We start from the raw sequence: 24,891 nt of genomic DNA on the forward strand, positions 1-24,891 counted from the left end.
GTTTGAAAATAGCGATTGGTATAGGGAATAGTGATATTTCAGAAAAATCGTTCAAAGGATATGGGTGATTCTGGATGTGGATAGTGCAGAAGATTTATGGGTGATGTTGGAAGCGTGAGGATTTAGCTAAGTTGCTTGTTTAGGTTATTTGTTATGGGATTTTGGAAGTTTTCTGGTTATCTATTGGATAAAGCGATTCATGCTACGGTAGTTATGCCTGGATTTCTGCGTTTATGCGTGTGTAGCGGGATTTATGCGCGAGTTTGCCGATTTATGCGTGGATTTTGCGATTTATGCGTATCTGTAGCGGGTTATGCGTGGATTTCGCGTATTATGCGCGGATTCGATGATTTATGCGTAAGTTCTCGTTGAAGCGGCAAGAGTTCTCGTTTACCTACGAAAGTTGTCGCGCTGAATGCTTTTGACCAATTAAGGGTTTCATTTAGAGCTTTGGGTCGCGGAGGAAGTTTTGGACGACGTGATGATCGGGTTCATATGTCTTGAAGTTGTAGCCTTCTTTTTGCAGCCATTCTATGATTTTGGGAAGGGCGATTGTTGTTTGGCTCCGGTCATGCAGGAGGATGATGATGTCCTTGTCGCCGGATTTCACCGCTTTTTTGACGCCGTCTTGGACATTTTTCACGATTTGGCCCGCTTGTTTGTCTGTGTAGCGCCAGTCGTTGGAGTCAACGTCCCAATCCCACATTTTATAGCCGCGGGCGATGAGGCTTTTTTGCATGCCTGGCGTGACGAGCGGCTTGCTGCCGTACGGAACGCGCACGAGTTTCGATGATTTCCCTGTCAGCTTCTCAATCATCTGTGCTCCGCCAGCCATTTCGGCAATGAATGACTCTGTCGAATTATAGACGAGCGCCTTGTCGTGGGTCATGCTGTGCGATCCGATGTAATGGCCGCTTTTCGATACGGTCTTGACGATATCCCCGTTGTGCTTCATTTGATTACCGAGGAAAAAGAATGTGGCAGGCACTTTGTATTTTTCGAGCGTCGCGTGATTGATTAACGTGAATTTATTCGGACCGTCATCGAACGTCAAGTAGACGGTCGGTTTTTTTGTAGTAGCCATTTCCTTTTTCTTTATATATTCCTTGATGACCCCTTCAAAATCCGCATGGCTAAGATGAGGATATGTGTCTCTATAAATCCGCAATGTTAGGTATTCCGGAAAATAATCAAGCTTGAATTCAAATTGGTCGGCCAAATACGTAAGACTGATAAGCACTACGCCGAACTCATCAATAATAAGCGGATTTCCTGTTTGTGCCGCTTCCGATGCGGCAGGCATGGAAAGTACAATTTCCTTCCCGTACTTAGTTAATTTTAGTACCCCTTTTTCCTCCGTGACGTCAATGTATAAGTATTTTGTAATTTCTTTGAAATGCACCTTTGTGTCACCGTCGATTACAGTGATGTACTCGATCGGCAGCATCTTGTCATGGAGACCGATATAACGCTGCGCATCATCTTTCGCCGCTGCCTCCTTCATCCCAAGTATGAAGGAGATTACTATGATCGCTATTACAATTCCTTTTTTCAAGTTTACCTTCTCCATTTCTATTATGAATTGCATTGTTTAATTCTATTAATGGAGAAGGGAAAGTAGAATAGGATTTGATTGGCCAACTGTGCGATATGAAGTTAGACATAAAAAAACCGCCCTTGGGCGGTTTTTTCATTGGTGTCTATTCCACAAATCCGTATTTCACGTAATTCTTCCAGCCGAATGTTCTCCAGTCGCTTTTCGATGGGAGTTCCAGCGGGAAAGGCAGGAAGGCATTGGATTGTTCATACTCGTCGATATTCCGGTCATAGATGGCGACGTCGCCGGTCGTCAAGCCATCCGCGATGACGGCGCGGTTGTCCGTGATGAATGGGACTTTGACGGCGGTTTTGGAGATGCGGCCATGGTCGTCCAACTTCCATGCAAAGGCGCTATCTTTAACGTACGCTTCAAGCCAGTGAATTTTCATGGAGACTGCATCCGCTTCGTTCACGATGATCGATGCGTTGACGTTTGCGCCGAACGGCAGATTGTTCAGCTCTTCGGTAGGCTTGATTGTAATTTCATATAGGTCGAGCGGATTGTTGCGTTCTTTCGGATCCAGCTTTTCGTATGCTTCGCTCCATCTGCTATCGGTCGCCGGCACTTCGGAAATGGAGTGGACTGTTCCTTCGATGACCGTCTCCAAAGAATTTTCCTGGATGCGGACGGGATCGCCTGCTTCGATTTTCTGCCATTCTTCGAGTTGTACGTACGTCGTGACAAGTTTCATATTGCTATAGATATCAGCGGCGAGCGTAAAGCCGTGCTTGTGCACTTTTGAAACCGTTCCGTCAATCGGGCTGATGAGTGCCGGACGGGTGGCGTCCTGGGCGAGCTGCGTTTGGACGACAGCGAGTTTCCTGTCGATTTCCGACAGTTCACGCTCGGCCTCGGCGATGGCTTGGGCGAATGCGCCGTCTTGATGGACATCGACTTGGACGTCGACCGTCAATTCGACATCGGAGTCGCCCGGTGTCTCGGTCGTATTCACATGAGATGTGTTGTTGCGGCTGCTGCTCCTATCTGATTCAAGGTTTTCAATAGTTGATTCGATTGCATTCTGTTGTTCAAGGAGGCCTTCTTCTTCCGCCTTCCATGCCGCGAGTTGTTTCTCTGCTCGTTCGGTTTGCAGCAACGCGATTTCATCCCCGACCTGGACTGGATCGCCTTCCTTTACGAGCCATGAATCGATGGTTTCATCGTCGCCGACGTAGACGGTGAAGACGTCTTCAGGCGTGAGGAGCCCTTCTTTTGGGATTTCCTCTTCATAATGTCCCGGAGTCATGCGCTCGTACTTATGGACATACAATGATTGTGAGACCGTGCTTTTTTTCGAGTACAGCAGGTGGACGTTCACGGCGATGAACAGGCTGATGATGATGGCGACGGTGATGCTTAATCGTTTATTCATCTAGAAGCCACCTCCAAATAGTGAATTGAGGATGGAATCGAACGGGATATACGCGACTGCCGCCGTGATGAGGGCCATTGCGACATGCAGACCGATCAATATCCACAGATACTCCCGCCATCTGCCGTCCACGAGGAATCCTCGGATGAAACGGTATTGCAATGTGATGATGAGTGCGCTAGTGATCGTCAATTGGTTCATGAAAAGGATCAAAAACCAGTTTTCCATGACTGTGACGGCGAGCGGGCCGAATGATAGAAATGAAAGGCTTACCGTGGCGCCTTTTATTGCGAAGACGATGAAAAGCACCGTCTTTTCCAAGAGCAGCAAGCCGGTCATGAGTACTTGCAGCGGAACGAGCTGCCGGTATGGGATTTTAGTCAGCATCGACAAGATCCATGCGACACCGAAAATATGGAATGCTATGTATAGGATTGCCCATAAAATCGTGCCCGCAAGTGAGGCGTATCTGGCGATTATGTAGTCTGTCGTCGTCATTGTCGTCAGCAATGACGTGAATGCTTCTGTGCCCATTCCCCAAAATTCCCGGAGCGCGAAGAGGGCGATGCCTGCCAGGAAGATGAGGAGAAGCCTTCGATTGAAGTGTCGCATCGTTCCAGTTTGCAGCTGGGAGGCGAGTTCATTGGGCCTCGTCAAAAAGTGCCAAAATCGGTATTCAAAGAACAAGCGCGACCATCCTTTCTGCGGATATTTTTATTTGCTATATACTAACTGTATCAAATCTCGTGGATTATTCAATTTATAGTAGGTTATTTATGTATAAATATTGTAGAATTTGGCCAGTCTAGCTAGAAAAGTTCATTCCCTGAAACGCCTCATTTCCCGGGAAATCGACAAAGGAGCGGAGTTTGATGGATCAAGACGATAAATATCGATTTACTATTCAGGATTTCTTGTTCGGATTGACCGGTTCCACTGTTTTCGTCATTGCCCTGCATTTTTTTACGAGTTGATTGGATGAAAGAATTGAGCCCTTGTGTGAATAATGGAGCCTTTGATGGAATAATTGAGCCCTTGGGCAAATAATGGAGCCTTTGTGCGTTTCAAGTTACCAAACAAGCTATATATACCCTATTAATCTAGTCGTTAAAACTCCGAAATTAAAAACACTCATCGTTTGTCTGGACGATAAGTGTTTTTTCATGATTTGTTTTTCAATGTTAGTGCATTCCTTCCGTCAGTTGAGTGAATAAGCTACGGTTGTTTGTTTCGAGTGCGTAGTCGATCATGCGCAGGCGGTTGTCAGCTTCGATTTCCTTCAGGAGCTCCGCCGCTTCCTGGACGATGTCTTCGGGCATCTCCAATTCCAGGTTCAACGTCCCTTCGAGGATCGATGCCAGATGCAGATGAAGATCCGAGATGAGAAGCAGTTGGTAGAGCGGCAACCGGATGAATCGGCTGCCCCGCTGGAAGACGAACACTTCGCCGAGATTTTCGACTTGCAGACTTTTTACATTGACGACAATTTCCTTTCCTTCAGAAGGAACAAATTGGTACACTTCACCGCCTTTGATTATCGAGAAATATTGATAGGCAAACACGAGACGCAGACGGAAGTCCTCTTGGCTTGTGAAAAAAGGCGTCATACGCTGAACTGAAAGCATGTTCATCCCTCCATCATTGAATATTCCGATTATTATTATTCTATCATAGTTGACGATGTTTTGTGAATGATTTGTTTTCTATAGTATTCAATTGCGTTTGGATTGATGATTCATCTTATTCGGTCTCATGATGAAGTGGTTTTCCACAGGTTCGAACGGGATTTTCCTTGCCAGCAGCTGTTTGATGAATTTACTTTCCTTGTCGTTGAATAGTGTCACTTCATCGGATCGATAATTGACGACAATCGCTTGGGCGTCGGGCTCGGGCGCCATGAACGTTTCCGCCGCTATGAATCCCCCGCCGTTGCCGTCTTCGGCAAAGATATGGTCGATCGATGTATAGTCTGCCAATAATAGATTGCGTTTTTCGTAAACTCTCGGAATATGTAGTAGTAACGTTTCCAATTCGGTTCCCCCTTCAACAGATTTTATGTTTGCTTGTTTCTTTACTATAAATGATATCATTTACGATTATGGCTTAGAAGCCTTATAATAAAGGGAATGCTTTAATTTAGGGAGTGAGCGGCTGATGCATATGTCAGTGGAACGATTTTCGTATTTGCATGAGCATGAAATAGATGATTGGATGAATCGGATCAAGCATTCGTTCCGTCCGGATGTGCAGGCGGAGTCCGAACAGATCCGGAAGGCGGTTTCGCTTGTCCGAAAAGGCGCGTTCCAAGGCTTCCGTTTTTTACAGGGTGTGACGACCCTTGTGGCGACATTGGCTGATGAAGGCGAGCAGACGGTGAAGCTTGCTCCTTCGGTATCGTTCAGGGATTGCACATGCGGCGAAGGGGAATGGTGCGTCCATAAGATTGCAGTCGTCTTCCAGCTTTATTCACAGTTCCATTCATTGACGGAATGGCTGCATGATTGGCAGCGGAGGGAGACGGAACAGATGGCGTTGACCGTTTCGGAACGGACGCCCGAAGCTTGGAATGACGTATTGTACAAGCTGACGAAACCTCTTCGGGAGATCGGGCGCGGCGACAATCCGAATGTGTTCATCCATGAAAGTTCATTGATGGATCAGAAAGTGATTCCGCTCTCCCCTTTCGAATGGGAATGGAAGCCGCTATTTGAACTGTTCTACCGGCTGCATCTGCTTGATGCCGGCTGGTCATTTGCGCACGAGCATCTTGAAGAGGCGAACCATTTCACGTACCGTCAATGGCAAGTGAAGATGTGGCTCAATGAACAGATCGAGAAGCTGCGTGATATCGGTAAGTCACTTGGCAAGAAGCCTAGATTGTTCGAGACGGATGCGTTTTACACGGCGCTGAAATCGCAAGTCCGGGAGTTTGCCTTGCGGAATGAAGGGCTTTTTGAAATCCGCCTTGAAATCTACGCGAGCATGTGGGAGTTCCTGTACAAAGACACGGCCGCACAGGAGAAGGAACTCGCCCGCCTCCTGGACGACGATTCAGTCGATGCTTCGTTTTTCGCTGCTTACTTCAATTTGACGAAGGGCGATGAAGAGACGCTGGCGAAAATTGCGGAGCGTGCGGGCGGCGAACTCGTCGGCCATTGGTTGCCGCTGGCGGATCTTGCCGCTGAGATGGAAGATGCCGGTTCCCTTGCTGTCATCATGGATACGATTTTTCCGCATATCGGCGCGTTTTTTGAACGGATTTCGTTTTCGACTGACCGATATCATTTCATCCGGAAGATCGACGGTTTGCTTGAAGAGGCGGATTTTCCTGAAAAGCGCCGCGAAGAACTGTTCATGATCTACGGGGAAGACGGCGTCAGCGCGTTCGGCGATTTCCTCATCGAGCGGGAGCGGTTCGCCGAATGGGCGGCGCTCATGCACCGGTTCAATATTCCGTATGACGGGCTTGAGCCGGATACGTTGAAGTTCGTCCTCGCAAATGACCCGGCTTCCGTCATGCCGTTGCTCCATACGTATGCGATGCGGTTCATCCAGGAGAAGAACCGCCATAGCTACCGCCGCGCCGTCCGGTTGTTCAAAAATATGAAGGCGGGCGCGAAAAAGAGCGGCAAGGTCGATTTCTGGAACCGGTATATCGACACGGTTCGCGAGCAGTACAGACGGCTGCGCGCCTTGTCGGAAGAAATGGAAAAGGGGAATTTGAATTTATGACGAAAATGGATACGTTGAATCTCCTTTTCCAATTGTCGATCTGGAGGAGCGAAGAGGGGCTTTATGAGGTAACCGCGACGGATTCCTCCGGGCGTGCGATTGCCCCCGACAGGCTCTCTTCGTTCCTGTTCTTCAATAATGAGCAGGCGTTGTACGGTTTGTTGCCGGCGACGGATGATGAGGTCGTCTATTTAAATACGAATGAATTCCTTCAAGTGTTTGCGGGCAAGACGCATCCTTTCGCATCGTTCGAGGGACAAACGACGAATGACGAGGCTCATTTGTCGGCGTTGCGGGAAGCCGCCCGTCTTTGGCATGAGCCCGATTTCTGGCAGCATGCGGAGCTGGACGCAGGGACGATCCGATTCGACGAGGAGAAAATCGGGATTTCTGCCCTTTCTTCGATGATTCTGCATGATGCGATTCGCGAAAAAATCAATGCTTCGGCAATGCAGCTCGATCAATTGCCGGCGCTGTTGCCGCATTTGCGCAAGTTCGGTTGGCCGGGCGATTCGGTTTCGACGATGCCGATCCGTGTCGCTTTCCGTCTGACGGAGCCGGATACGGATGGGGATACGGAGTGGCTGCTCGAGACGGTCATCGTAAGTGAACGCGGGGCGCAATGGACGCCCGCTGTCCGGAAGGCGAATGCGGAAATCGGTGATGCGCTGCCTGCGAAATGGAAGGAGTTCGCCGATGAAATCCGGGAGAAGCAGTCCGAGATGGTGTCTTTCCTCCGTTCGGTCGAGGCGGAGCCTGGGAATCGGTTTTTGTCGATGTCGATGACGGATCCGGAAGTGCGGATGTTCATTCAGGAAGATCTGCCCGTGTTCCAGTCATTCGGCTATCCTGTCATTTTGCCGGCTTGGCTGAAGTCGGTGACGGAGTCGAGGATGCGCGTCAGGACGAGTGCGAGTGTGCAGTCGTATCGGTCTGCGGCAGGTCTTGATGAAGTCCTGTCGTTCGATTGGAACTTTTCGCTTGCCGGGAAGGAGATCGATCAGGATTCGTTCCGGAAGTTGGTTGACGAGAACCGTGAGTTTATCCGATCGGGCGACGAGTGGTTCCATATAGACCCTGTTTGGCTGAAGCGGATCCGCGAGCTGATGGAGCAGGCGGACGCAGGCGAGTGGACGGTGAAGGATCTGCTGTTCCAAGAGATTCCCGACGAGATCATACAGGTTGACGATGATGATGAATCGGATGATCCCCTTCTGGCATTTTCGATGCAGCAATCGTTGCGCGAATACGTCGAGATGGTTTCGAATAAGCAAGGACTTCCTGACGCCGGCATTCCGGACGGATTGAAGGCTGAGCTCCGTCCGTATCAGGTCGACGGGTATAATTGGCTCGTCTTCATGCGCGAGAATCATTTTGGCGCTTGTTTGGCGGACGATATGGGGCTCGGGAAGACGGTGCAGCTCATTTCGTATTTGTTGAATGTGCATGCGCGGCCGGAAACGGACTCCCCTTCGCTCATCATTTGCCCGACGAGTGTGCTCGGCAACTGGCAGAAGGAGCTGGAGCGATTTGCTCCTGGGCTTAACGTGCATACGCATTATGGTCCAACGCGTGCTCGGGATGAAGAGTTCGATGAGCTTGTGAAGATCCGCAAGCCGGATGTCATTTTGACGACGTACGGAACTGCGACGCAGGACGATGAGACGCTTAGTGGTACTGTTTTCGCGAGTATTACGCTGGATGAAGCGCAAAATATCAAAAACATGCAGACGAAGCAGTCGCGGGCAATCCGCAAATTGCATGGCGACCATCAGATTGCGTTGACGGGGACGCCGATCGAGAACCGGTTGTCCGAGCTGTGGGCGATTTTCGATTTCATTCATAAAGGGTATTTCGGGAGCTTCCGTACGTTCACCGAGCAGTTCATCGTGCCGATCGAGCGGGATGATTCGGAGCTTGAGAAACGGAAGCTGCGGGCGAAGATCCGTCCGTTCCTGCTCCGCCGAACGAAGAACGATCCCGATTTGCAGCTGAATTTGCCGAAGAAGCTCGAACAGAACGAGTATTGTCCGTTGACGACGGAGCAAGCCGCGCTCTATGAGAGTTTCATCGAGGATACGAAATTCAAGCTGGAGACGTTGACCGGATTTGAACGGAAAGGGCTTATTTTGAAGATGCTGAGCCGTTTGAAGCAGCTTTGCAATCACCCTTCGCTGTTTTTGAAGGAGCCGCATGCGCCTGCAGACCAGATGTTGGAGCGGTCTGTGAAGCTGAACCGGATCGTGTCGATGGCGGCGGACATCGCGTCGAATGGCGAACAGTGTTTGATTTTCACGCAGTATATCGGGATGGGTCAGTTGATCCGCCAATGTTTGAGCGAGCTGTATGATATCGATGTACCGTTCTTGTCAGGCAGCATGCCGAAGGGGCAGCGCGATCACTTGGTCGAGGCATTCCAGGCCGGTGAATTCCCGATTTTCATCCTGTCGTTGAAAGCTGGCGGCACCGGGTTGAATTTGACGGCTGCGAATCATGTGCTGCACGCGGACCGCTGGTGGAATCCCGCGGTCGAGAACCAGGCGACAGACCGGGCGTACCGGATCGGCCAGACGAAGTTCGTGCATGTCCATAAGTTTGTGACCGTTGGGACGATTGAAGAGAAGATTGATAAGATGCTTGTTGAGAAAGCGGCTTTATCCGCGGATTTAATTCAGTCGAGTCAATGGCTTACGGAGCTGTCCGATACGGAATTGGATGATCTTCTGTCATTTGAAAGATAGTTGCATGGCCTCGGTTCCTTTTGGGAGCCGGGGCTTTTTATGTCCGCTGTGCTTGGCGCCGTATATGTATAGGAATCACTTTTCTCGCGAGTTCTTTTTCCTCCAATTCATTGATTCGCTCGTTCATGCCCGCAATGATGCGAATGAGTTGCCCGACTTGCAGTTCCATGCGGATGAGTTGGTGTTCGAGTTTTTCCATTCATTAGCCCCCTTTCGTATTGGATTATGCGGCGGGAGATGGTCCCCGCCGCATGTTGTCGGCCTCGATCATCGGCCTATCGCAGCAAATGCTTACCCCGTTGGATATGGGAGGGCCCCCACCCTTCCATACCCGGCTTGCTTTTTTCTCCTTTATTTCTCACATAGATATTTTTTCATTTCACTATTCAATTTTTGTGTAGCCGAGCTTTCAGCGGTCCCCCTTTCCCCCTCTATTTCCTGTCCTATGTATCGTCCTTAAAGGTCAATAGATAGGCAGTCCCTCTTTTTCGTCCTGCGGCAGATGGAAGTTCGTGCTGACTTTTTCCTTTTCTGTCTCACTTTCATTGCCGCCGTTTTGTTGCACATTGTCCTCAGGCTCTCCGTACAAATTGTCGTTCGATCTGCGTTTTGTCGATAAGAACCGGATTTCTTCGCCAATCACTTCGGTGACGAAGACGCGACTTTTGTCTTCGCGTTCGTATGTCCGTGATTGGATTCGCCCGCCGACACCGATCAAAGATCCTTTTCCACAATGCTTCGCCGTGTTTTCCGCAACTTTTCCCCACGCAGTGCAAAGGATGAAGTCGGCGTCCACTTCGCCTTGCTGGTTTTTGAATTTGCGGTTCACGGCTAGGATGAAGCTCGTTTGCAGCCTTCCTTCAGATAGCCTTCGTAAAATCGGATCTTTTGTCATGCGTCCTACGAGTGCAACTTGGTTCACTTTTCCCCCTCCTTTCTTCCTGTGATGCCTTCATCATATGACGAATTGAAAATTGGCGCAAATCTTGAAAATCAGGTTTTGCTAGGGTTTCCAAGCTTGTTTTCCGTGTTTTGGATGAAGGAAGTCGATGTTATCGGGGGCTAGCAATTTTTCTTTTATTCACGATAATTTGAGCTTGGCTGTTTCTGAAGTTTTTTTCCGGTGTATGGTATACTTGATGCAAAAGTGAGCGGGGTGGCGCATGGTGAAGACATTTAAGATGATTTCGGTCGGTATATTGATAGATGATAAAATCCAGGACTTTCCGCTGGTCGACGGCATTATTATCAATCAGGAGAATAGCCACCGGATGTGGATTCTCGAGCTTTTCATCGATCAGGAGCATCAGGGGCTGTTTGAAGGCTGGAAGGAATCGGGCGAGTTATTGGAGGCGCGGGTCGTCATTTCCTATCCGGAAAATGAGCCGGCTGGATTCCGCGTGGCGGTCGATGCCGTGCAGCAGATCGGGGATCATATTTCGGTCTTGTTGAAGGGACGGCTGAAGCGTGCCCGCACGCAGTATGCAGAGCATTTGTTGGAGGAATTAATTACCGAAGGGCTGAGCGGCGAGGAGCTGCTAAAGCGTTTCGAGTCGGATATGCGCGAGCGTCCTCGTTTGAAGAAGGATCGCGAGGAATCGTGAGAAAAGCTGCCAGTAATGGGCGGCTTTTTTTGTTTGCTGGTGGGAAGAATGGACCCTTGAGCGGAAAGAATGACCTTGAGCTCGAAAGAACGGCCCCTTAGACACACGCTCTATAAAACAAGAAAAACCGCCGGGGGAGGCGGTTTTCTTATGGCTTGCGGTTAGCGGTTGATGCTCCGGTTACGATTGGTAGTGGTGCCGTTTGGAGTTGTTACGTTTTCATCAATAATGATTTCTTTGTTCGGTGCCGTTGTGTTGTCACCGTTCATGTCGCCGTTGATACGGTTGTTGTTGAGTCCGTTACGGCCATTATTGAGAACTCCGTTGTTTACACCGTTAGTCCGATCGATTCCGTGGTCGACGCCATCCATGTTCGGTCCTGCGCCGTTATTGACACGTGGAGTCACGTCTCGTTCAAGGTTTTGCATCGGCGTTTCGTTGTTTCTCGGTACGCCGTTGTTGTGGGTGGTACACGCCGTTAATGCAAGTCCGGAAACGAGTACGAACGGTATCGCTTTTTTGAACATGAAAATTCCCTCCTTTCCACAAGCCTCTATCATACAAATCGTATGATACTTGTAGGTTGGCTAAAAAGGAGGGAACTATCCATACTTTTTATTGTTCTTTTTCGAGTCGATCCTTGAGCAGGGTTTCGACGTAAACGGCTTCTGCTTTGCAGTCGTAAGTCAAGTGTGTGTCGAGTTTTTCCTGCATGATCTGGATATTGGCGATCTGCTCTTCGGACGGCGGCTCGGTAAGGATGCGCTGGATGACTTCATTGATTCGCTGGGCGAGGTCTTCGTGGAATTTCGGCTCCCTTTTCAAGTCTTCCGGAATTCGTGTATACCAAAGCGCTTTTGTCGTGATGTATTCGCGCCATGTATCGATGAAGTCTTCGATATCGTAGAGCTCTTCGTCCCATCCAATGTCCGCCATGTATTGTTCGAACGTTTGAGTGATGGAGCGAGTGATGCTGCTTTTTATATTTGGAGAAAGATCATTGTACATAATTGGTTGGAACCTCCCACTGTAAACACGCATGTGCTAAAAGTATCAATAAACACACTGCATTTTCCATTGTAGCTGACATTTTGCACGTTCGCAAATTAATTTGAAGCTTCTGCTACTGGTCCAAGTGCGAATGTGATTTCCGTTTCGCATGCAATTTCGCCGTCGACGGTCGCAACCGCTTTCCCTTTTCCGATGGAGCCCCGCATCCGTGTAATTTCCACTTCAAGTCTGAGTTGATCGCCGGGGACGACTTGGCGTTTGAACCTGCAGTTGTCGATGCCTGCAAAGAAGGCAAGGCGGCCGCGGTTTTCCTCTTTTTGAAGGATGGCAACGGCGCCGACCTGGGCAAGTGCTTCAACGATCAATACGCCCGGCATGACCGGATAGCCCGGAAAATGGCCGTTGAAGAAGTCTTCGTTGATGGTGACATTTTTCAGGCCGACGACCCGTTTCCCTTCTTCGATTTCTAGGATCCTATCGACCAATAGGAATGGATAGCGATGGGGAATAATTTCTTGAATCTGTTCTGCGTTTAGCATTTCCTTAATCCTCCCGACAATTTATGTATTCGAAAATAAATGAAAAGAGCCGTTACGACTCTTTCCCGTTTATGATATCGAGTATGTGTGTCCATGTCTCTTTTTTAAGCACATCGGCGGGCTGGCCATCTCCCATGATGCCGTAGCCGACAATGGCTCCAAGAATCGCGGCGCCCGCGATCAACAGTAGGACAAGCACGACCCGCAACCAGATGGGGAACATTCTGATTTGAACCCATATACGCCGCTTGCCGCTCGTTCCCTCTTCTTCGGACTTCTGCTTCTTCTGTTGGTTGCGTTCGACGCGCGAGGCGACGATTTGCCGTTCGGTTGCGTCTTTTTGTTTCATATGGTCCCATTGAGGGTGTTTCTGTTTTTCATCTGTCATATCGGATTCTCCCTAGCGCGGCTTATCGAATGTTATTGATCAAGCCTAACATCTGATCGGCAAGCGTGACCGTCCGCGCGTTGAATTGGTAAGAACGCTGGACATTGATCAGGTCTGTCATCTCTTTTTCGTAATTGACGTTGGATGCTTCGAGTTTCTGGTTTTCCATGCTGATGCGGTTCCGGTTGGCGCCGTTCATTTCCGTCAGGATGTCTCCGGCAGCGACTCCAAGGTCCGCCATATTGTTAGGCAGCGCCAATAAAGTCGAGGAAAGCCGGCTCATCAAGTTGGGACGCTCCAAAGTCGTGACGCCCATTTCGATTCGCTGAATGTTTCCGTTGTTATGCGTCAATTCGAGGACTCCGCCTGGAAGCATATTGTAATTTTTAACCGTATCGGCAAATGTGATCGGCTGTCCTGCGCTGTTCGCGACCGGATAGCCTTCCCCATTGACGAGCATCAGATTGCCGCCGTCAACAGGTGACACGTAAAAATTCCCAGCACGTGTATAAACCGTTTGCTCTCCGTCTTCCCCGGGCATGATAAGGTTGAAATATTGCTTCGGTTCGGTCAGAGCGAAATCGAGTTCGCGGCCGGTCATCTGCAAAGAGCCGACCGTCCAGTTCATTTTCGCCGGACCGAGCGCCGCACCTACGCCATATCGGATGCCCGTTGGGGATTGCCGCTGCGCCGTATCGGCTTTATCGTTGTTGAATTGTTGGTAAAGCAGTTCATGAAAATTGGCTTCACTCGATTTATACCCGTTTGTCGCCGAATTTGCAAGGTTATTCCCGATGATATCGAATTGGCTTTGCAATTGGTTCATTGTGTTTACTGCTGTCGTCATGGATCGTATCATTCGTTTCTGCCCCTTTCAAAACGCATCATCCGTTGACACGTCCAATTTCGTTCACTGCTTTTTCCATGCTCCGGTCATAGGCTTGAAGGATTTTTTGATTTGCTTCGAATGCACGGTATGCGGCTAGCATGTCCGTCATCGACTTCGCCGCGTCGACGTTGGAGCTTTCCAAATAGCCTTGTTGGAATGAATAACCGACTCCTGCAATCGTTTGCGCTTCAGGCAAGTTGCCGTTGCTGGCAAACAGGCCGTTCCCTTGCTTTAGGAGGGCGCCAGGCTGTTCCGCGAATGAAACACCTAGCGTCGCAACCGTCGCTCCGTCCTGCATAATATCTCCAGCATCCGTAATGCTGAAATCGTCATTTTGCAGTTGGATGCGCCGTCCGTTCGTATCGAGGATGTAATACCCCATCGGATTCGTCAAGAAGCCGGCCGCGTCGATTGTGAAATTCCCGTTTTTCGTATAAAGCTCATTTCCGTTTTCATTTTCAAGACGGAAGAAGACGGCTCCTTGTTCACCGGTTTCCGGGTTGATCGGCAAGTTACCGTCAAGCAGCGCGATATCCGTCGTCATGCCGGTTTCACGAAGTGATCCTTGCGTGAAAAGCGGCATCGTCTCTTGCATGTAGACACCCGTCGACAGCTCCCCGACTGGTTTGAGACCGTTCAGCTGGATGCCTTTCTGCGTCGGGATGCGTTGAGCATGCACGCTCGACATGAACATTTCCGGGAATGAACGGATGCTCGACTGTTCGGCTTTGAAGCCCGGTGTATTGGCGTTCGCGATATTGTTTGCCAGCATTTCCGTCCTGCGCTGCTGCGCGATCATGCCGGAGCCGACTGTGTAAAACCCACGGAACATAAGGCGACCTGCCTCCTTTCGTTACTTCGTTCTTCTATTTATTTCGGTTGTATTTGTGATTTATTTATTAATATCGTGCCGCTTTGCTAATATTTTCGAGAAGGATCCCCGTCCCGATCGCCACACAGCTGAGCGGATTGTCTGAAATGAAAACAGGGACTCTCAATTCCTCGGCGAGCAGCTGGTCGATTCCGTGCAATAAAGCGCCGCCACCTGTGAGGAAAACTCCTCTATCGATAATGTCCGCTGATAGCTCGGGCGGCGTTTTCTCCAATACGTTCTTTGCGGATTGGATAATCATGCTGACTGATTCGCTGAGCGCTTCCCGAATTTCTTCGGAGCCGATCGTGATGGTGCGCGGAAGTCCACTGACCATGTCGCGGCCGCGGATGTCCATCTGTTCTTTTCGGCCGCCAGGAAAGACGGTCGCGATCTCTTTCTTGATCGTTTCCGCCGTCCGCTCCCCGATGAGCAATTTATATTTTTTCTTGATGAATTGAATAATGTCATTGTCTAACATGTCGCCAGCCGCTTTGATCGATTCGGATGTGACGATATCGCCCATTGATAATACTGCGACATCAGTTGTGCCGCCGCCGATATCGATGACCATATTGCCGCTCGGCTGGAAGATGTCCATGCCGGCGCCGATCGCCGCGACTTTCGGTTCTTCTTCAAGATACACTTTTTTGCCGCCGGATTTCTCCGCCGCGTCCTGGATCGCTTTCTGCTCGACGTTTGTAATATTCGTCGGGCAGCAGACGAGGATCCGCGGTTTCGACAGGAATCCTTTGACATTCAATTTATTGATAAAGTGACGCAGCATCATTTCCGTTACGTCGAAATCGGCAATGACGCCGTCTTTCATCGGACGGATGGCAATGATATTGCCCGGCGTCCTTCCTACCATTTTACTCGCTTCTTCCCCAACCGCCAACACTTTGTTTGAATGTTTGTCGATTGCGACGACTGCAGGCTCGTTTAGAACGATGCCTTTCCCTTTTACGTGAATCAACACATTCGCAGTCCCTAGGTCGATTCCGATATCCTTTGCAAACATCAATCCCGTTTCCCCTTCCAGCTTCAGTTCGGACATAATCTCCTAACTATAGATTGTACCATAATGGCTCTTTGATGAACACAAATATTGACAGGTATTTTGCATTTTTTCATACAGGAATCCGGCGCATGGTGAATGGTGTCGAATGGAGGTTTTTTACAGGGGGTTTTGGGGAGTCTTTATTTTGCCAACTGTTTTTGTGTAGTTCTTTTTCATCGCAATCTAAAAGACAGGGGTAGATTCATTAAACATTTCCACCTCGGTTATTCGGTTTTTTCCGGCTGTCCGACTGGATTTTTTTGCATGCGAAAAGACAGGGTGTCCGCCTTCCTGCAAGGATGGTCGATGGGCCCCGTCTATTCCCGTCACGTGTTGCGGGCTTTCTTATTTTCATTCATCCATTTCATCCGTGTTGCTTCACCGCCTCTTAAATGTCTGACAGACTTATGATAGGCAAGTACTTTGGCGACCTCTTCAGACAGCTCCATGTCTACATTCGGAAGCCGCTCCGTTAAATCTTTATGGACCGTGCTTTTCGAATAGCCCGTCGATTTCGCCAGCGCCCGTACGGTAAGTCCAGTGTCCAGCAACATTTTGCCGAGGCGCACGCATCGCCTCCGAATTTGCTCGTGCACGCCCTCTTCCTTTCCTGTCAGCTCCGTTTCTTCCTTTATCCTATGCGGCGGACGGGACGGTTATGTCAAAGGGGGATTGGCGTGGTGGGGTTATTCTTTTTTATCCCGTGATTTCTGCTATGTCAATGTTATGATCTCAGGAAAAATCCCCTTCTATTCATGAAGACAGACTCGCGCAAAATGCCTTTGATAATTAAAAAAACCACTCTCGCAACGGAGAGTGGCTTGGTTCATTAGAATCCTAGCATTGATCGCGGGTTGATTGGGTTGCCGTCTTTGTGCACTTCGAAATGCAGGTGGGTGCCGGCTTTGGCGTTCCATTCGTTGCTTGTAGCTGTGCCGATGGATTGGCCTTGGACGACTTCATCGCCTTGTTTGACGAGGAGGCCGGTCAAGGAGCCGTAGAGTGTTGTCAGTCCGTTGGCGTGTTCGATTTTGACTTCAGCGCCTTTGAATTGATCGACAATGACTTCTGTGACTGTTCCGCTCATGGCAGCAAGTACTTCGAATGGTTGGCCTTCCATCGAGATCGAGACGCCTTTGTTTGTAACATACGTTTGATTGAAGACGAGTAGTGCGTTTTCACGGTCTTCTTCGCTAGCCTCTACATCATAGTAGTCTTGTATAATGGCCATGCTGTCAAGTTGGTCTTCGTTGAATGGGAATTTGAGTACTTCATTTGAAGCGTTTGTTTCAACTAGCGGCGGGGCGTTCGGATCTGTTGAACCGTCGGCAGCTTCGTTCGGACCCTTTTGGATCACGGCATTGTAGCCCCAAATCATGCCGACGAAGACAATCGCGATTCCCGCGTAGATGGCCGGCCAGAACCATCTATTCTTCTGACTCTTATTCTTCTGAGAAGGGGATTTCGGTTTTTCTTCTCGCATTATCATCACCTCACTTGCTATTGTTTGCAAGTGTTGGCGTTTTTAAACATTCAGATTCATCTACTTCAAACTTTTTTATTGTTGTCCCGGAATAATAGTAGGTCAGTATGTTTTCAGCGGTCCATCCTTTCTGGGCAAAGGCTTCGGCGCCGTATTGGCTCATGCCGACTCCATGCCCGTATCCCTTCGTTGTGATGAGGACGATCCCGTTTGTAACGTCGTAGGCGATGTTGAAGTCCGTAGAAGCTAGTCCGAGCGCTTCACGCATGTCCCGGCCGCTCATTTCGAAGCCCGTGGAGATGGCTTTTTGCACGCGCCCTGTTTGATTGCGGACGAGCTGAAGGCTTTTGAATCGGTCGGCTTTCCAGGTGGAACCAAGGGCTTCATTCCACTTCCTGATCGGCATTTCGATGCGCCTTTCCACTTCTGCGGCGACGACCTCTTCCCCCGGGCTTTCTACGCTTTGCAAATACGGAACCGGGCTGCCGCTATAGTTTTGCGCGGTTTCCGTCTTCCCATTCGATGTCGAAAAAAACATCGCGGTGATCATTTCATCATTGTAAACGATTGTGTCCCCCGTAGTCGTCGCAACAATTTCACGAAGCTTCTTCTCATTTTCTTTGAATTTCTTTCCCCAGCGTTCTTTCCGCTCCGCTGCGGTTTTGTACACTTGGGCGGAGACAGTCGCCTCAATCGGCCTCTTGCCGCCATCCGTCGTCCGCAGTACATATGTCCGAGCCGCAATCGCTTGCGCCCTTAAGGCTTCGTCGTGGAAGTCGATCGGCATTTCGCCGGCGACGACTCCCAGGACATACTCCTCAAGCGGCAAAGGCTTGTCCACTCCTTCCACAGTGATTGTGATTGCGCAAGGTTCTTCAATTGCCACGTTCTTTTCGGGTTCGACTGTTTTTTTCATGAGGATGGGAATGAAAAATAGTAGTACGATGAATAAAACGGCTAGTAGTTTGTCCATATTCGATTGTATGATGAAGGACTGGTTTTCATTCAAAAAAACTGCCCCTCGCCGATGGGGCAAGGAGCAGTTATAGAAGCTTCGAATACAGTGTAGGATGAGTACGGATTATACGAGTTGCTTCTCTGTTTTCTTTTCTACTGTTGAAACACGTTCGATGTCTGCGCCGAGCGCTTTCAATTTCTTATGGAAATCGACATAGCCGCGGTCCAGATGATCCAGTTCCGTGACGCGTGTGACACCTTCCGCTACAAGGCCAGCCAAGATGAGGGCAGCTGCAGCGCGAAGATCCGTCGCCGCGACTTCTGCACCTTGCAGATTGGATGGTCCTGAGATGATGACCGAGCGCCCTTCGATTTTAACGCTCGCGTTCATGCGTCGGAATTCCTCGACGTGCATGAAGCGGTTTTCAAATACCGTTTCTGTGAGTACGCCAGTTCCGGATGCCGTCAACATGAGTGCCATCATTTGAGATTGCATATCTGTCGGGAATCCTGGGTGCGGCATCGTCTTCAGATCGACCGCCTTCAACGGATGTTTCGCCCGAATGCGCAGTCCTTCATCGAGTTCCGTTATGATGACACCCATTTCGCCAAGCTTGGAAATCAACGCTGCGTTATGCTCAGGCACGGCGTTTTCGATTGTCACGTCGCCGCCTGTGATGGCAGCAGCGACCATGAATGTGCCCGTTTCGATACGGTCAGGAATGATATGGTGGATGGTTCCGTGAAGTTTCTCAACACCTTCGATACGGATCGCATCCGTACCGGCGCCAATCACTCTTCCGCCCATTTCATTGATAAAGTTCGCTAAATCGACAATTTCCGGCTCTTTCGCCGCGTTTTCGATAATCGTCGTCCCTTTTGCAAGAGCCGCCGCAGTCATGATGTTTTCGGTAGCACCGACACTCGGGAAGTCCAAATAGATTTTTGCGCCTGTCAGGCCGTTTTCCGCTTTCGCTTCGACATGCCCATGTCCAAATGTAATTTCCGCGCCCATCGCTTCGAATCCTTTAAGATGCTGATCGATTGGCCTTGACCCGATTGCGCATCCGCCTGGTAAAGCTACACGTGCGAAACCGTTGCGAGCGAGCAATGGTCCCATTACCAAAATTGACGCGCGCATTTTACGTACATAATCGAAATGTGCTTCGCTTGCAAGCTGTTCGGTCGAATCGATGATCACTTGCCCTCTCGCTGGATCGTATTCCACTTTCGCATTCAGGCTCTTGACCACTTCGTTGATTGTGGAGACGTCCGAAAGATTCGGCACATCGCGTATGATATTGGGACTGTCCGACGCAAGTAACGCAGCTGCCAAAATAGGCAATACCGCATTTTTAGCGCCTTCCACACGCACGTGTCCATTTAGGACGCGTCCACCGTTAATAATTATTTTGTCCACAAAAAGCCCCTCCGACTCAAAAATTTATACTGTTTGCCAAAATATCTTTTGATTTTTTTCGTCATAAATTAAACATAAAAACACATACTATTCTACAATGCTCTACATTATTAAACAAGTAACTACAGAGCTATTTTCCCGTCTATCTACAAGATAGTCTATAATATGTACCAAATTGTCGATTTGTGTACTTCCTAGGTAGGCATTTGTCAAATGTCTTCTATGTAATTCCCAATAATTGTCGGAAATTAAACATTTATTTTTTTTCATGCCATCGCCCCGTACACATCCTGATGTAGACGCGGCGATGACATGGATCCAGTGGCGTATGAGCAATTATTACTGAGACGTTAGCCTACTGACTATCTACCCGATTTTCATGCGGCCAAACTATGTCAATTGAATAAAGTTGGAATCCTTCCTGACCAATAGGATATGTCCAAAAAGAAATTTGATACGGCTGAACCAATGGCAAAACTCAATAAAATAAAGAGCAATTGCGCTTGAAATACGTGGTTCTTTTTAATGATTTTTTCCGGCATGATCGATTGCAGTGCATAAAATGACAGACCGATGAAAAAAATATGCGAGACGATGGCAAGCATCGGATTGTGTGCAAATACGTCGTTCATGTCCTGCCTCCTTTGGAAAACTGAATTTATGAGCGTGTGCCGCGATTTATGAGCGCGAAAACAGGATTTATGAGCGCGTTCCCATGGTTTATGAGCGCAAAAACGGATTTATGAGCGCAAACCCATGGTTTATGAGTTCAAAAACGGATTTATGAGCGCAATCCCATGGTTTATGAGCACGTACTTCAATCATCCTGAAAACTGCCCCATTAACACAATTTTCCGCATAAGAAAAAATGCGGGCAGAAGAAAGACTCCCTCTGCCCGCCGACTTGTCACATCTATTATTTCTGTTCGTAAACGTTGATTCGGTTGATGGCCCGTCTGAGGTCGAGTTCCGCCAACTGCGCTTCAAGTTTGTCTGTTTTGGCTTGAAGTTTTTCTTCCGCACGTTTCGCTGCGCGTTTGGCGCGGGCGATGTCGATATCGGAAGCCAATTCAGCATTTTGTGCTAAAACGGTAACAACATCCGGACGAACTTCGATGAACCCGCCATGGACGGCGACATTAACAGTCGAGTTGTCTTTTTTCAGGCGAAGGGCACCGATCTGGAGTGGTGCAACCATTGCGATATGGCCGGGAAGGATCCCGATTTCACCAGTTTCCGTAGTCGCGATCACCATATCCGCTTCAGTTTCACTAACAGGTCCGTCGGGAGTGACGATATTGACTTTGATGGTCTTCATTTGTTTCCCTCCTGATCCTGTAGATTAGACTTCTACACCCATGCCTTTTGCTTTTTCGATGACTTCTTCGATGCGTCCGACGAGGCGGAATGCATCTTCCGGAAGGTGGTCGTAGCGGCCTTCCAAGATTTCTTTGAAGCCTTGAACAGTTTCAGCAACCGGTACGTAAGAACCTTTTTGGCCTGTGAACTGCTCAGCAACGTGGAAGTTTTGCGATAGGAAGAATTGGATGCGGCGGGCGCGTCCTACGACTAATTTGTCTTCTTCGCTAAGCTCATCCATACCGAGGATCGCGATAATATCTTGAAGCTCACGGTAACGTTGCAATGTTGTTTGTACTTGACGTGCCACTTCGTAATGCTCTTCGCCTACGATTTCAGGGCTTAGTGCGCGTGAAGTGGAAGCAAGTGGGTCAACCGCAGGGTAGATACCCATTTCGGATAATTTACGCTCAAGGTTCGTTGTCGCGTCCAAGTGAGCGAATGTCGTAGCCGGAGCCGGGTCCGTATAGTCATCGGCCGGTACGTAGATCGCTTGGATCGATGTAACAGAACCTGTGTTAGTTGAAGTGATACGCTCTTGAAGCTGCCCCATCTCAGTTGCAAGTGTCGGTTGGTAACCAACGGCAGATGGCATACGGCCAAGTAGTGCGGATACTTCAGAACCTGCTTGAGTGAAGCGGAAAATGTTGTCAATGAACAATAGAACGTCCGCGCCTTGTTCGTCACGGAAATATTCAGCCATCGTCAAACCAGTCAACGCAACACGCATACGTGCGCCAGGCGGCTCGTTCATTTGTCCGAATACCATCGCCGTTTTGTTGATAACGCCGGAATCGGTCATTTCGTAGAACAAGTCGTTCCCTTCACGCGTACGCTCACCAACACCAGCGAATACGGAGATACCGCCGTGTTCTTGAGCGATGTTGTTGATCAATTCCTGGATAAGAACTGTCTTCCCTACACCCGCACCACCGAAGAGGCCGATTTTACCACCTTTGATGTATGGTGCAAGCAAGTCGACAACTTTAATACCTGTTTCAAGGATTTCAACTTTCGTTGAAAGGTTTTCGAATTGTGGAGCGAGACGGTGGATCGGGTCGCGGCGTTCGGATGCCGGAACTTCCTCTCCAAGGTCGATGATTTCTCCAAGTACGTTGAATACACGTCCAAGTGTCACATCGCCGACTGGAACCGAGATCGCTGCGCCAGTGTCTGTAACTACAGCGCCACGTTGAAGGCCATCTGTGGATGACATTGCAATCGTGCGCACCGAGTCGTCCCCGAGGTGGAGTGCGACTTCAAGCGTCAACGTTTCAGGTTGTTCGTTCGGACGTTGGATTTGGACCTTCAAAGCGTTATAGATTTCTGGAAGCTGACCGTTTTCGAATTTAACGTCAACGACCGGACCCATAACTTGAAGTATTAGTCCGTTACTCATGCTTTTCCCTCCTGTCTTACTTTTCCCGTTCAAAATGCTTATTCGAGAGCGGCAACTCCGCCGACGATTTCAGTGATTTCTTGTGTAATTGCTGCTTGGCGTGCACGGTTGAATTGAAGGCTCAATGAATCGATCAATTCGCCTGCATTATCTGTAGCAGTCTTCATCGCTGTCATACTGGAAGCATGTTCGCTCGCTTTTCCATCAAGCACTGCCCCGTAGATAAGGCTTTCCGCGTATTGCGGAAGAAGCGTTTCAAGAATCGCTTCCGCGGAAGGCTCAAACTCGTACGAAGTCATTGCTGACGCTGATGAAAGTTCCGTGAGCGGAAGCAGTTTCTTTTCCGTCACTTCACTGGAGATGGCGGAGATGTAGTGACTGTAGTACAAGTACACTTCATCGTATTCGCCTTCTGTGAACATGCCAACAGCTCGGTTCGCGATTCCTTTTATTTCATCGAAAGAAGGGTGGTCCGATACGCCGACGAGGCTTTCAACGACGTTATAGCCAAGGCGCCTGAAGAACTCAAGCCCTTTGCGTCCGATGGCGACGATTTTCACGTCGTCCTTCGATGCGTGGCGTTGCTCGATTGCACGTCTTGCCGCACGGAAGATGTTGGCATTGTATCCCCCTACGAGACCGCGGTCGGAAGACACGATAATATAACCGGTTTTCTTCACTGGACGGTTCACTAGCATTGGGTGGCCTTCGCTCGTAGCGCTTGCGATGGCGCCGACGACTTCCTCAATTTTCTCCATATAAGGGACGAACGCTCTCGCATTCATCTCTGCACGGTTCAATTTGGAAGCCGACACCATTTGCATCGCTTTCGTAATCTGACTCGTCTTCTTTGTCGATTTAATACGGTTTTCAATATCGCGTAATGATACCACTGGCAATTCACCACCTTATTGTTTAGTTAGATCAAAATCCTAATATTCGTTTGAATTAAGATTCAGACGGCACGAAGTTCTTCTTGAATGCGTTGATCGCATCTTTCATCACTTCATCAGACGGAAGGTCTTTTGTCGTACGGATATGATCATACACTTCAGTGTGGTTGGACTCGAGCCAGCTCGTGATTTCGCTTTCGAAGCGAAGGACCTCTTGTACGGCAACGTCGTCGAGAAGTCCGCGTGTCAATGCATAAAGGATGACAACTTGGTATTCGACTTTAAGCGGCTTGTTCAAGTCTTGTTTCAATACTTCAACTGTGCGCGCTCCGCGGTCAAGTTTCGCTTTTGTCGCTGCGTCAAGGTCGGAACCGAATGCTGCGAACGCTTCAAGCTCACGGTATGCTGCAAGGTCAAGACGGAGTGTACCCGCAACCTTTTTCATCGCTTTGATTTGCGCGGAACCACCTACACGGGATACGGAAAGACCGGCGTTGATCGCTGGACGTACACCCGAGAAGAAGAGATCCGACTGCAAGAAGATCTGTCCATCCGTGATGGAGATAACGTTCGTTGGAATGTAAGCGGAGATGTCCCCAGCTTGTGTTTCAACGAATGGAAGTGCAGTGATTGAACCTGCGCCCAATGTATCGTTCAACTTCGCTGCACGCTCGAGTAGACGGCTGTGCAAGTAGAATACGTCACCAGGGTAAGCTTCACGGCCTGGAGGACGGCGAAGTAGCAAGGAAAGTTCACGGTAAGCAGCCGCTTGTTTAGAAAGGTCATCGTAAACAACGAGGACGTGCTTGCCTTGGAACATGAATTCTTCAGCCATCGTTACACCTGTGTATGGTGCTAGGAATAGCAATGGAGCCGGTTGTGAAGCGGATGCTGTAACGACGATCGTGTAGTCAAGCGCGCCGTTTTTACGGAGTGTTTCAACAACCCCACGAACTGTGGATTCCTTTTGTCCGATCGCGACATAGATACAAATCATATCTTGGTCAGCTTGGTTAAGAATCGTATCGATTGCAACAGTCGTTTTACCTGTTTGACGGTCACCGATAATCAATTCACGCTGTCCGCGGCCGATCGGTACAAGTGCATCGATCGCCTTGATGCCTGTTTGTAGTGGCTCATGAACGGATTTACGTGCCATGACGCCTTGTGCAGGGCTTTCGATTGGGCGTGTTTTCGTTGTTGCGATCGGGCCCAATCCATCTACCGGCAAGCCGATTGGATTTACTACGCGTCCAATCAATTCTTCACCGACAGGAACTTCCATAATACGGCCAGTACGACGTACTTCATCGCCTTCTTTGATATCTGTGTATGGTCCTAGGATAACGATACCTACGTTGTTCGCTTCCAAGTTTTGCGCCATACCCATGACACCTGTAGAGAACTCAAGAAGTTCTCCGGCCATGACGTTGTCGAGGCCATGAGCAAGAGCGATACCGTCACCGATTTTGATAACCGTACCGACTTCGCTTACTTCCATCTCAGACTGATAGTTTTCAATCTGCTGCTTTATCAGCGTGCTGATTTCTTCAGCTTTGATGCTCATGTATGT

The 24,891-nt window shown here is 49.2% G+C and carries 26 protein-coding genes; 3 read left to right on the forward strand and 23 right to left on the reverse strand.

Annotation, left to right across the window (positions count from 1 at the left end; all coding sequences use genetic code 11):
* Positions 1–442: 442 nt before the first annotated feature.
* The 5 genes from ACFPTP_RS16545 to ACFPTP_RS16565 form a co-directional block, all read right to left on the reverse strand.
* Positions 443–1,555: a polysaccharide deacetylase family protein gene (locus tag ACFPTP_RS16545; protein WP_381447088.1), complete on the reverse strand. Its 1,113-nt coding sequence runs from the start codon at positions 1,553–1,555 to the stop codon at positions 443–445.
* Positions 1,556–1,700: 145 nt separating this feature from the next.
* Positions 1,701–2,972, reverse strand: coding sequence for an efflux RND transporter periplasmic adaptor subunit (locus tag ACFPTP_RS16550; protein ID WP_381447090.1), 1,272 nt, complete (start codon positions 2,970–2,972; stop codon positions 1,701–1,703).
* Positions 2,973–3,659: a hypothetical protein gene (locus ACFPTP_RS16555; protein ID WP_381447092.1), complete on the reverse strand. Its 687-nt coding sequence runs from the start codon at positions 3,657–3,659 to the stop codon at positions 2,973–2,975. It lies immediately after the preceding gene.
* 494 nt (positions 3,660–4,153) lie between these two features.
* Complete coding sequence (locus ACFPTP_RS16560) at positions 4,154–4,597, reverse strand: transcriptional regulator (protein WP_381447094.1); 444 nt, start codon at positions 4,595–4,597, stop codon at positions 4,154–4,156.
* A gap of 87 nt (positions 4,598–4,684) precedes the next feature.
* Positions 4,685–5,002, reverse strand: a complete 318-nt coding sequence (locus ACFPTP_RS16565; protein ID WP_381447096.1) for a hypothetical protein — start codon at positions 5,000–5,002, stop codon at positions 4,685–4,687.
* Positions 5,003–5,126: 124 nt separating this feature from the next.
* Here ACFPTP_RS16565 and ACFPTP_RS16570 point away from each other — a divergent pair, with 124 nt between their 5' ends.
* Positions 5,127–6,704 (forward strand): hypothetical protein, encoded by a 1,578-nt coding sequence (locus ACFPTP_RS16570; protein WP_381447098.1) that lies wholly within the window; start codon positions 5,127–5,129, stop codon positions 6,702–6,704.
* The gene (locus ACFPTP_RS16575) at positions 6,701–9,445 is read left to right on the forward strand and encodes a DEAD/DEAH box helicase (protein WP_381447101.1); all 2,745 of its coding nucleotides are present in this window, start codon (positions 6,701–6,703) and stop codon (positions 9,443–9,445) included. The genes ACFPTP_RS16570 and ACFPTP_RS16575 overlap by 4 nt, the downstream gene beginning before the upstream one ends.
* A 37-nt stretch (positions 9,446–9,482) precedes the next feature.
* Here the strand turns inward: ACFPTP_RS16575 and ACFPTP_RS16580 are convergent, their stop codons facing one another.
* Complete coding sequence (locus ACFPTP_RS16580; protein WP_381447103.1) at positions 9,483–9,644, reverse strand: hypothetical protein; 162 nt, start codon at positions 9,642–9,644, stop codon at positions 9,483–9,485.
* Between the two features lie 264 nt (positions 9,645–9,908).
* Positions 9,909–10,367, reverse strand: a complete 459-nt coding sequence (locus ACFPTP_RS16585) for a single-stranded DNA-binding protein (protein WP_381447105.1) — start codon at positions 10,365–10,367, stop codon at positions 9,909–9,911.
* 244 nt (positions 10,368–10,611) lie between these two features.
* Here ACFPTP_RS16585 and ACFPTP_RS16590 point away from each other — a divergent pair, with 244 nt between their 5' ends.
* On the forward strand, positions 10,612–11,049 hold the full coding sequence (locus tag ACFPTP_RS16590; RefSeq protein ID WP_381447746.1) for a YwpF family protein: 438 nt from the start codon (positions 10,612–10,614) through the stop codon (positions 11,047–11,049).
* A gap of 161 nt (positions 11,050–11,210) precedes the next feature.
* On the opposite strand, the gene ACFPTP_RS16595 is transcribed toward ACFPTP_RS16590, so the two are convergent.
* From ACFPTP_RS16595 to atpA, 16 genes are all read right to left on the reverse strand, one after another.
* Positions 11,211–11,576 (reverse strand): hypothetical protein, encoded by a 366-nt coding sequence (locus ACFPTP_RS16595; RefSeq protein ID WP_381447107.1) that lies wholly within the window; start codon positions 11,574–11,576, stop codon positions 11,211–11,213.
* A gap of 88 nt (positions 11,577–11,664) precedes the next feature.
* Positions 11,665–12,057, reverse strand: coding sequence for a hypothetical protein (locus ACFPTP_RS16600; protein ID WP_381447109.1), 393 nt, complete (start codon positions 12,055–12,057; stop codon positions 11,665–11,667).
* A gap of 98 nt (positions 12,058–12,155) precedes the next feature.
* A complete protein-coding gene (gene fabZ / locus ACFPTP_RS16605; protein ID WP_381447111.1) occupies positions 12,156–12,599 on the reverse strand; it encodes a 3-hydroxyacyl-ACP dehydratase FabZ in 444 nt (147 codons plus the stop codon).
* A gap of 52 nt (positions 12,600–12,651) precedes the next feature.
* A complete protein-coding gene (locus tag ACFPTP_RS16610) occupies positions 12,652–12,987 on the reverse strand; it encodes a DNA-directed RNA polymerase subunit beta (RefSeq protein ID WP_381447113.1) in 336 nt (111 codons plus the stop codon).
* Between the two features lie 22 nt (positions 12,988–13,009).
* Complete coding sequence (locus tag ACFPTP_RS16615) at positions 13,010–13,846, reverse strand: flagellar hook-basal body protein (protein WP_381447115.1); 837 nt, start codon at positions 13,844–13,846, stop codon at positions 13,010–13,012.
* 25 nt (positions 13,847–13,871) lie between these two features.
* Entirely contained in the window at positions 13,872–14,708 is an 837-nt protein-coding gene (locus ACFPTP_RS16620; RefSeq protein ID WP_381447117.1) for a flagellar hook-basal body protein, read from the reverse strand.
* Positions 14,709–14,775: 67 nt separating this feature from the next.
* The gene (mreB, locus tag ACFPTP_RS16625; protein ID WP_381447748.1) at positions 14,776–15,768 is read right to left on the reverse strand and encodes a rod shape-determining protein; all 993 of its coding nucleotides are present in this window, start codon (positions 15,766–15,768) and stop codon (positions 14,776–14,778) included.
* 365 nt (positions 15,769–16,133) lie between these two features.
* The gene (locus ACFPTP_RS16630) at positions 16,134–16,403 is read right to left on the reverse strand and encodes a sporulation transcriptional regulator SpoIIID (RefSeq protein ID WP_381447119.1); all 270 of its coding nucleotides are present in this window, start codon (positions 16,401–16,403) and stop codon (positions 16,134–16,136) included.
* A gap of 233 nt (positions 16,404–16,636) precedes the next feature.
* Positions 16,637–17,290 carry a peptidoglycan DD-metalloendopeptidase family protein gene (locus ACFPTP_RS16635; protein ID WP_381447121.1) on the reverse strand — a complete coding sequence of 218 codons (654 nt, stop codon included), beginning with the start codon at positions 17,288–17,290 and terminating at the stop codon, positions 16,637–16,639.
* A gap of 10 nt (positions 17,291–17,300) precedes the next feature.
* Complete coding sequence (spoIID, locus tag ACFPTP_RS16640; RefSeq protein ID WP_381447123.1) at positions 17,301–18,299, reverse strand: stage II sporulation protein D; 999 nt, start codon at positions 18,297–18,299, stop codon at positions 17,301–17,303.
* A 72-nt stretch (positions 18,300–18,371) separates the two neighbouring features.
* A complete protein-coding gene (murA, locus tag ACFPTP_RS16645) occupies positions 18,372–19,667 on the reverse strand; it encodes a UDP-N-acetylglucosamine 1-carboxyvinyltransferase (protein WP_381447126.1) in 1,296 nt (431 codons plus the stop codon).
* A 395-nt stretch (positions 19,668–20,062) separates the two neighbouring features.
* Positions 20,063–20,299 carry a DUF1146 family protein gene (locus tag ACFPTP_RS16650; RefSeq protein ID WP_381447128.1) on the reverse strand — a complete coding sequence of 79 codons (237 nt, stop codon included), beginning with the start codon at positions 20,297–20,299 and terminating at the stop codon, positions 20,063–20,065.
* A gap of 284 nt (positions 20,300–20,583) precedes the next feature.
* A complete protein-coding gene (locus ACFPTP_RS16655; RefSeq protein WP_381447130.1) occupies positions 20,584–20,985 on the reverse strand; it encodes a F0F1 ATP synthase subunit epsilon in 402 nt (133 codons plus the stop codon).
* A 24-nt stretch (positions 20,986–21,009) separates the two neighbouring features.
* Positions 21,010–22,425 carry a F0F1 ATP synthase subunit beta gene (gene atpD, locus ACFPTP_RS16660; RefSeq protein WP_381447132.1) on the reverse strand — a complete coding sequence of 472 codons (1,416 nt, stop codon included), beginning with the start codon at positions 22,423–22,425 and terminating at the stop codon, positions 21,010–21,012.
* Positions 22,426–22,463: 38 nt separating this feature from the next.
* Positions 22,464–23,318, reverse strand: coding sequence for an ATP synthase F1 subunit gamma (gene atpG, locus ACFPTP_RS16665; RefSeq protein ID WP_381447134.1), 855 nt, complete (start codon positions 23,316–23,318; stop codon positions 22,464–22,466).
* Between the two features lie 55 nt (positions 23,319–23,373).
* Complete coding sequence (gene atpA, locus ACFPTP_RS16670) at positions 23,374–24,885, reverse strand: F0F1 ATP synthase subunit alpha (protein ID WP_381447136.1); 1,512 nt, start codon at positions 24,883–24,885, stop codon at positions 23,374–23,376.
* Positions 24,886–24,891 lie beyond the last annotated feature (6 nt).

The sequence above is a fragment of the Sporosarcina koreensis genome, assembly GCF_042655825.1.
Lineage (GTDB): Bacteria > Bacillota > Bacilli > Bacillales_A > Planococcaceae > Sporosarcina > Sporosarcina koreensis.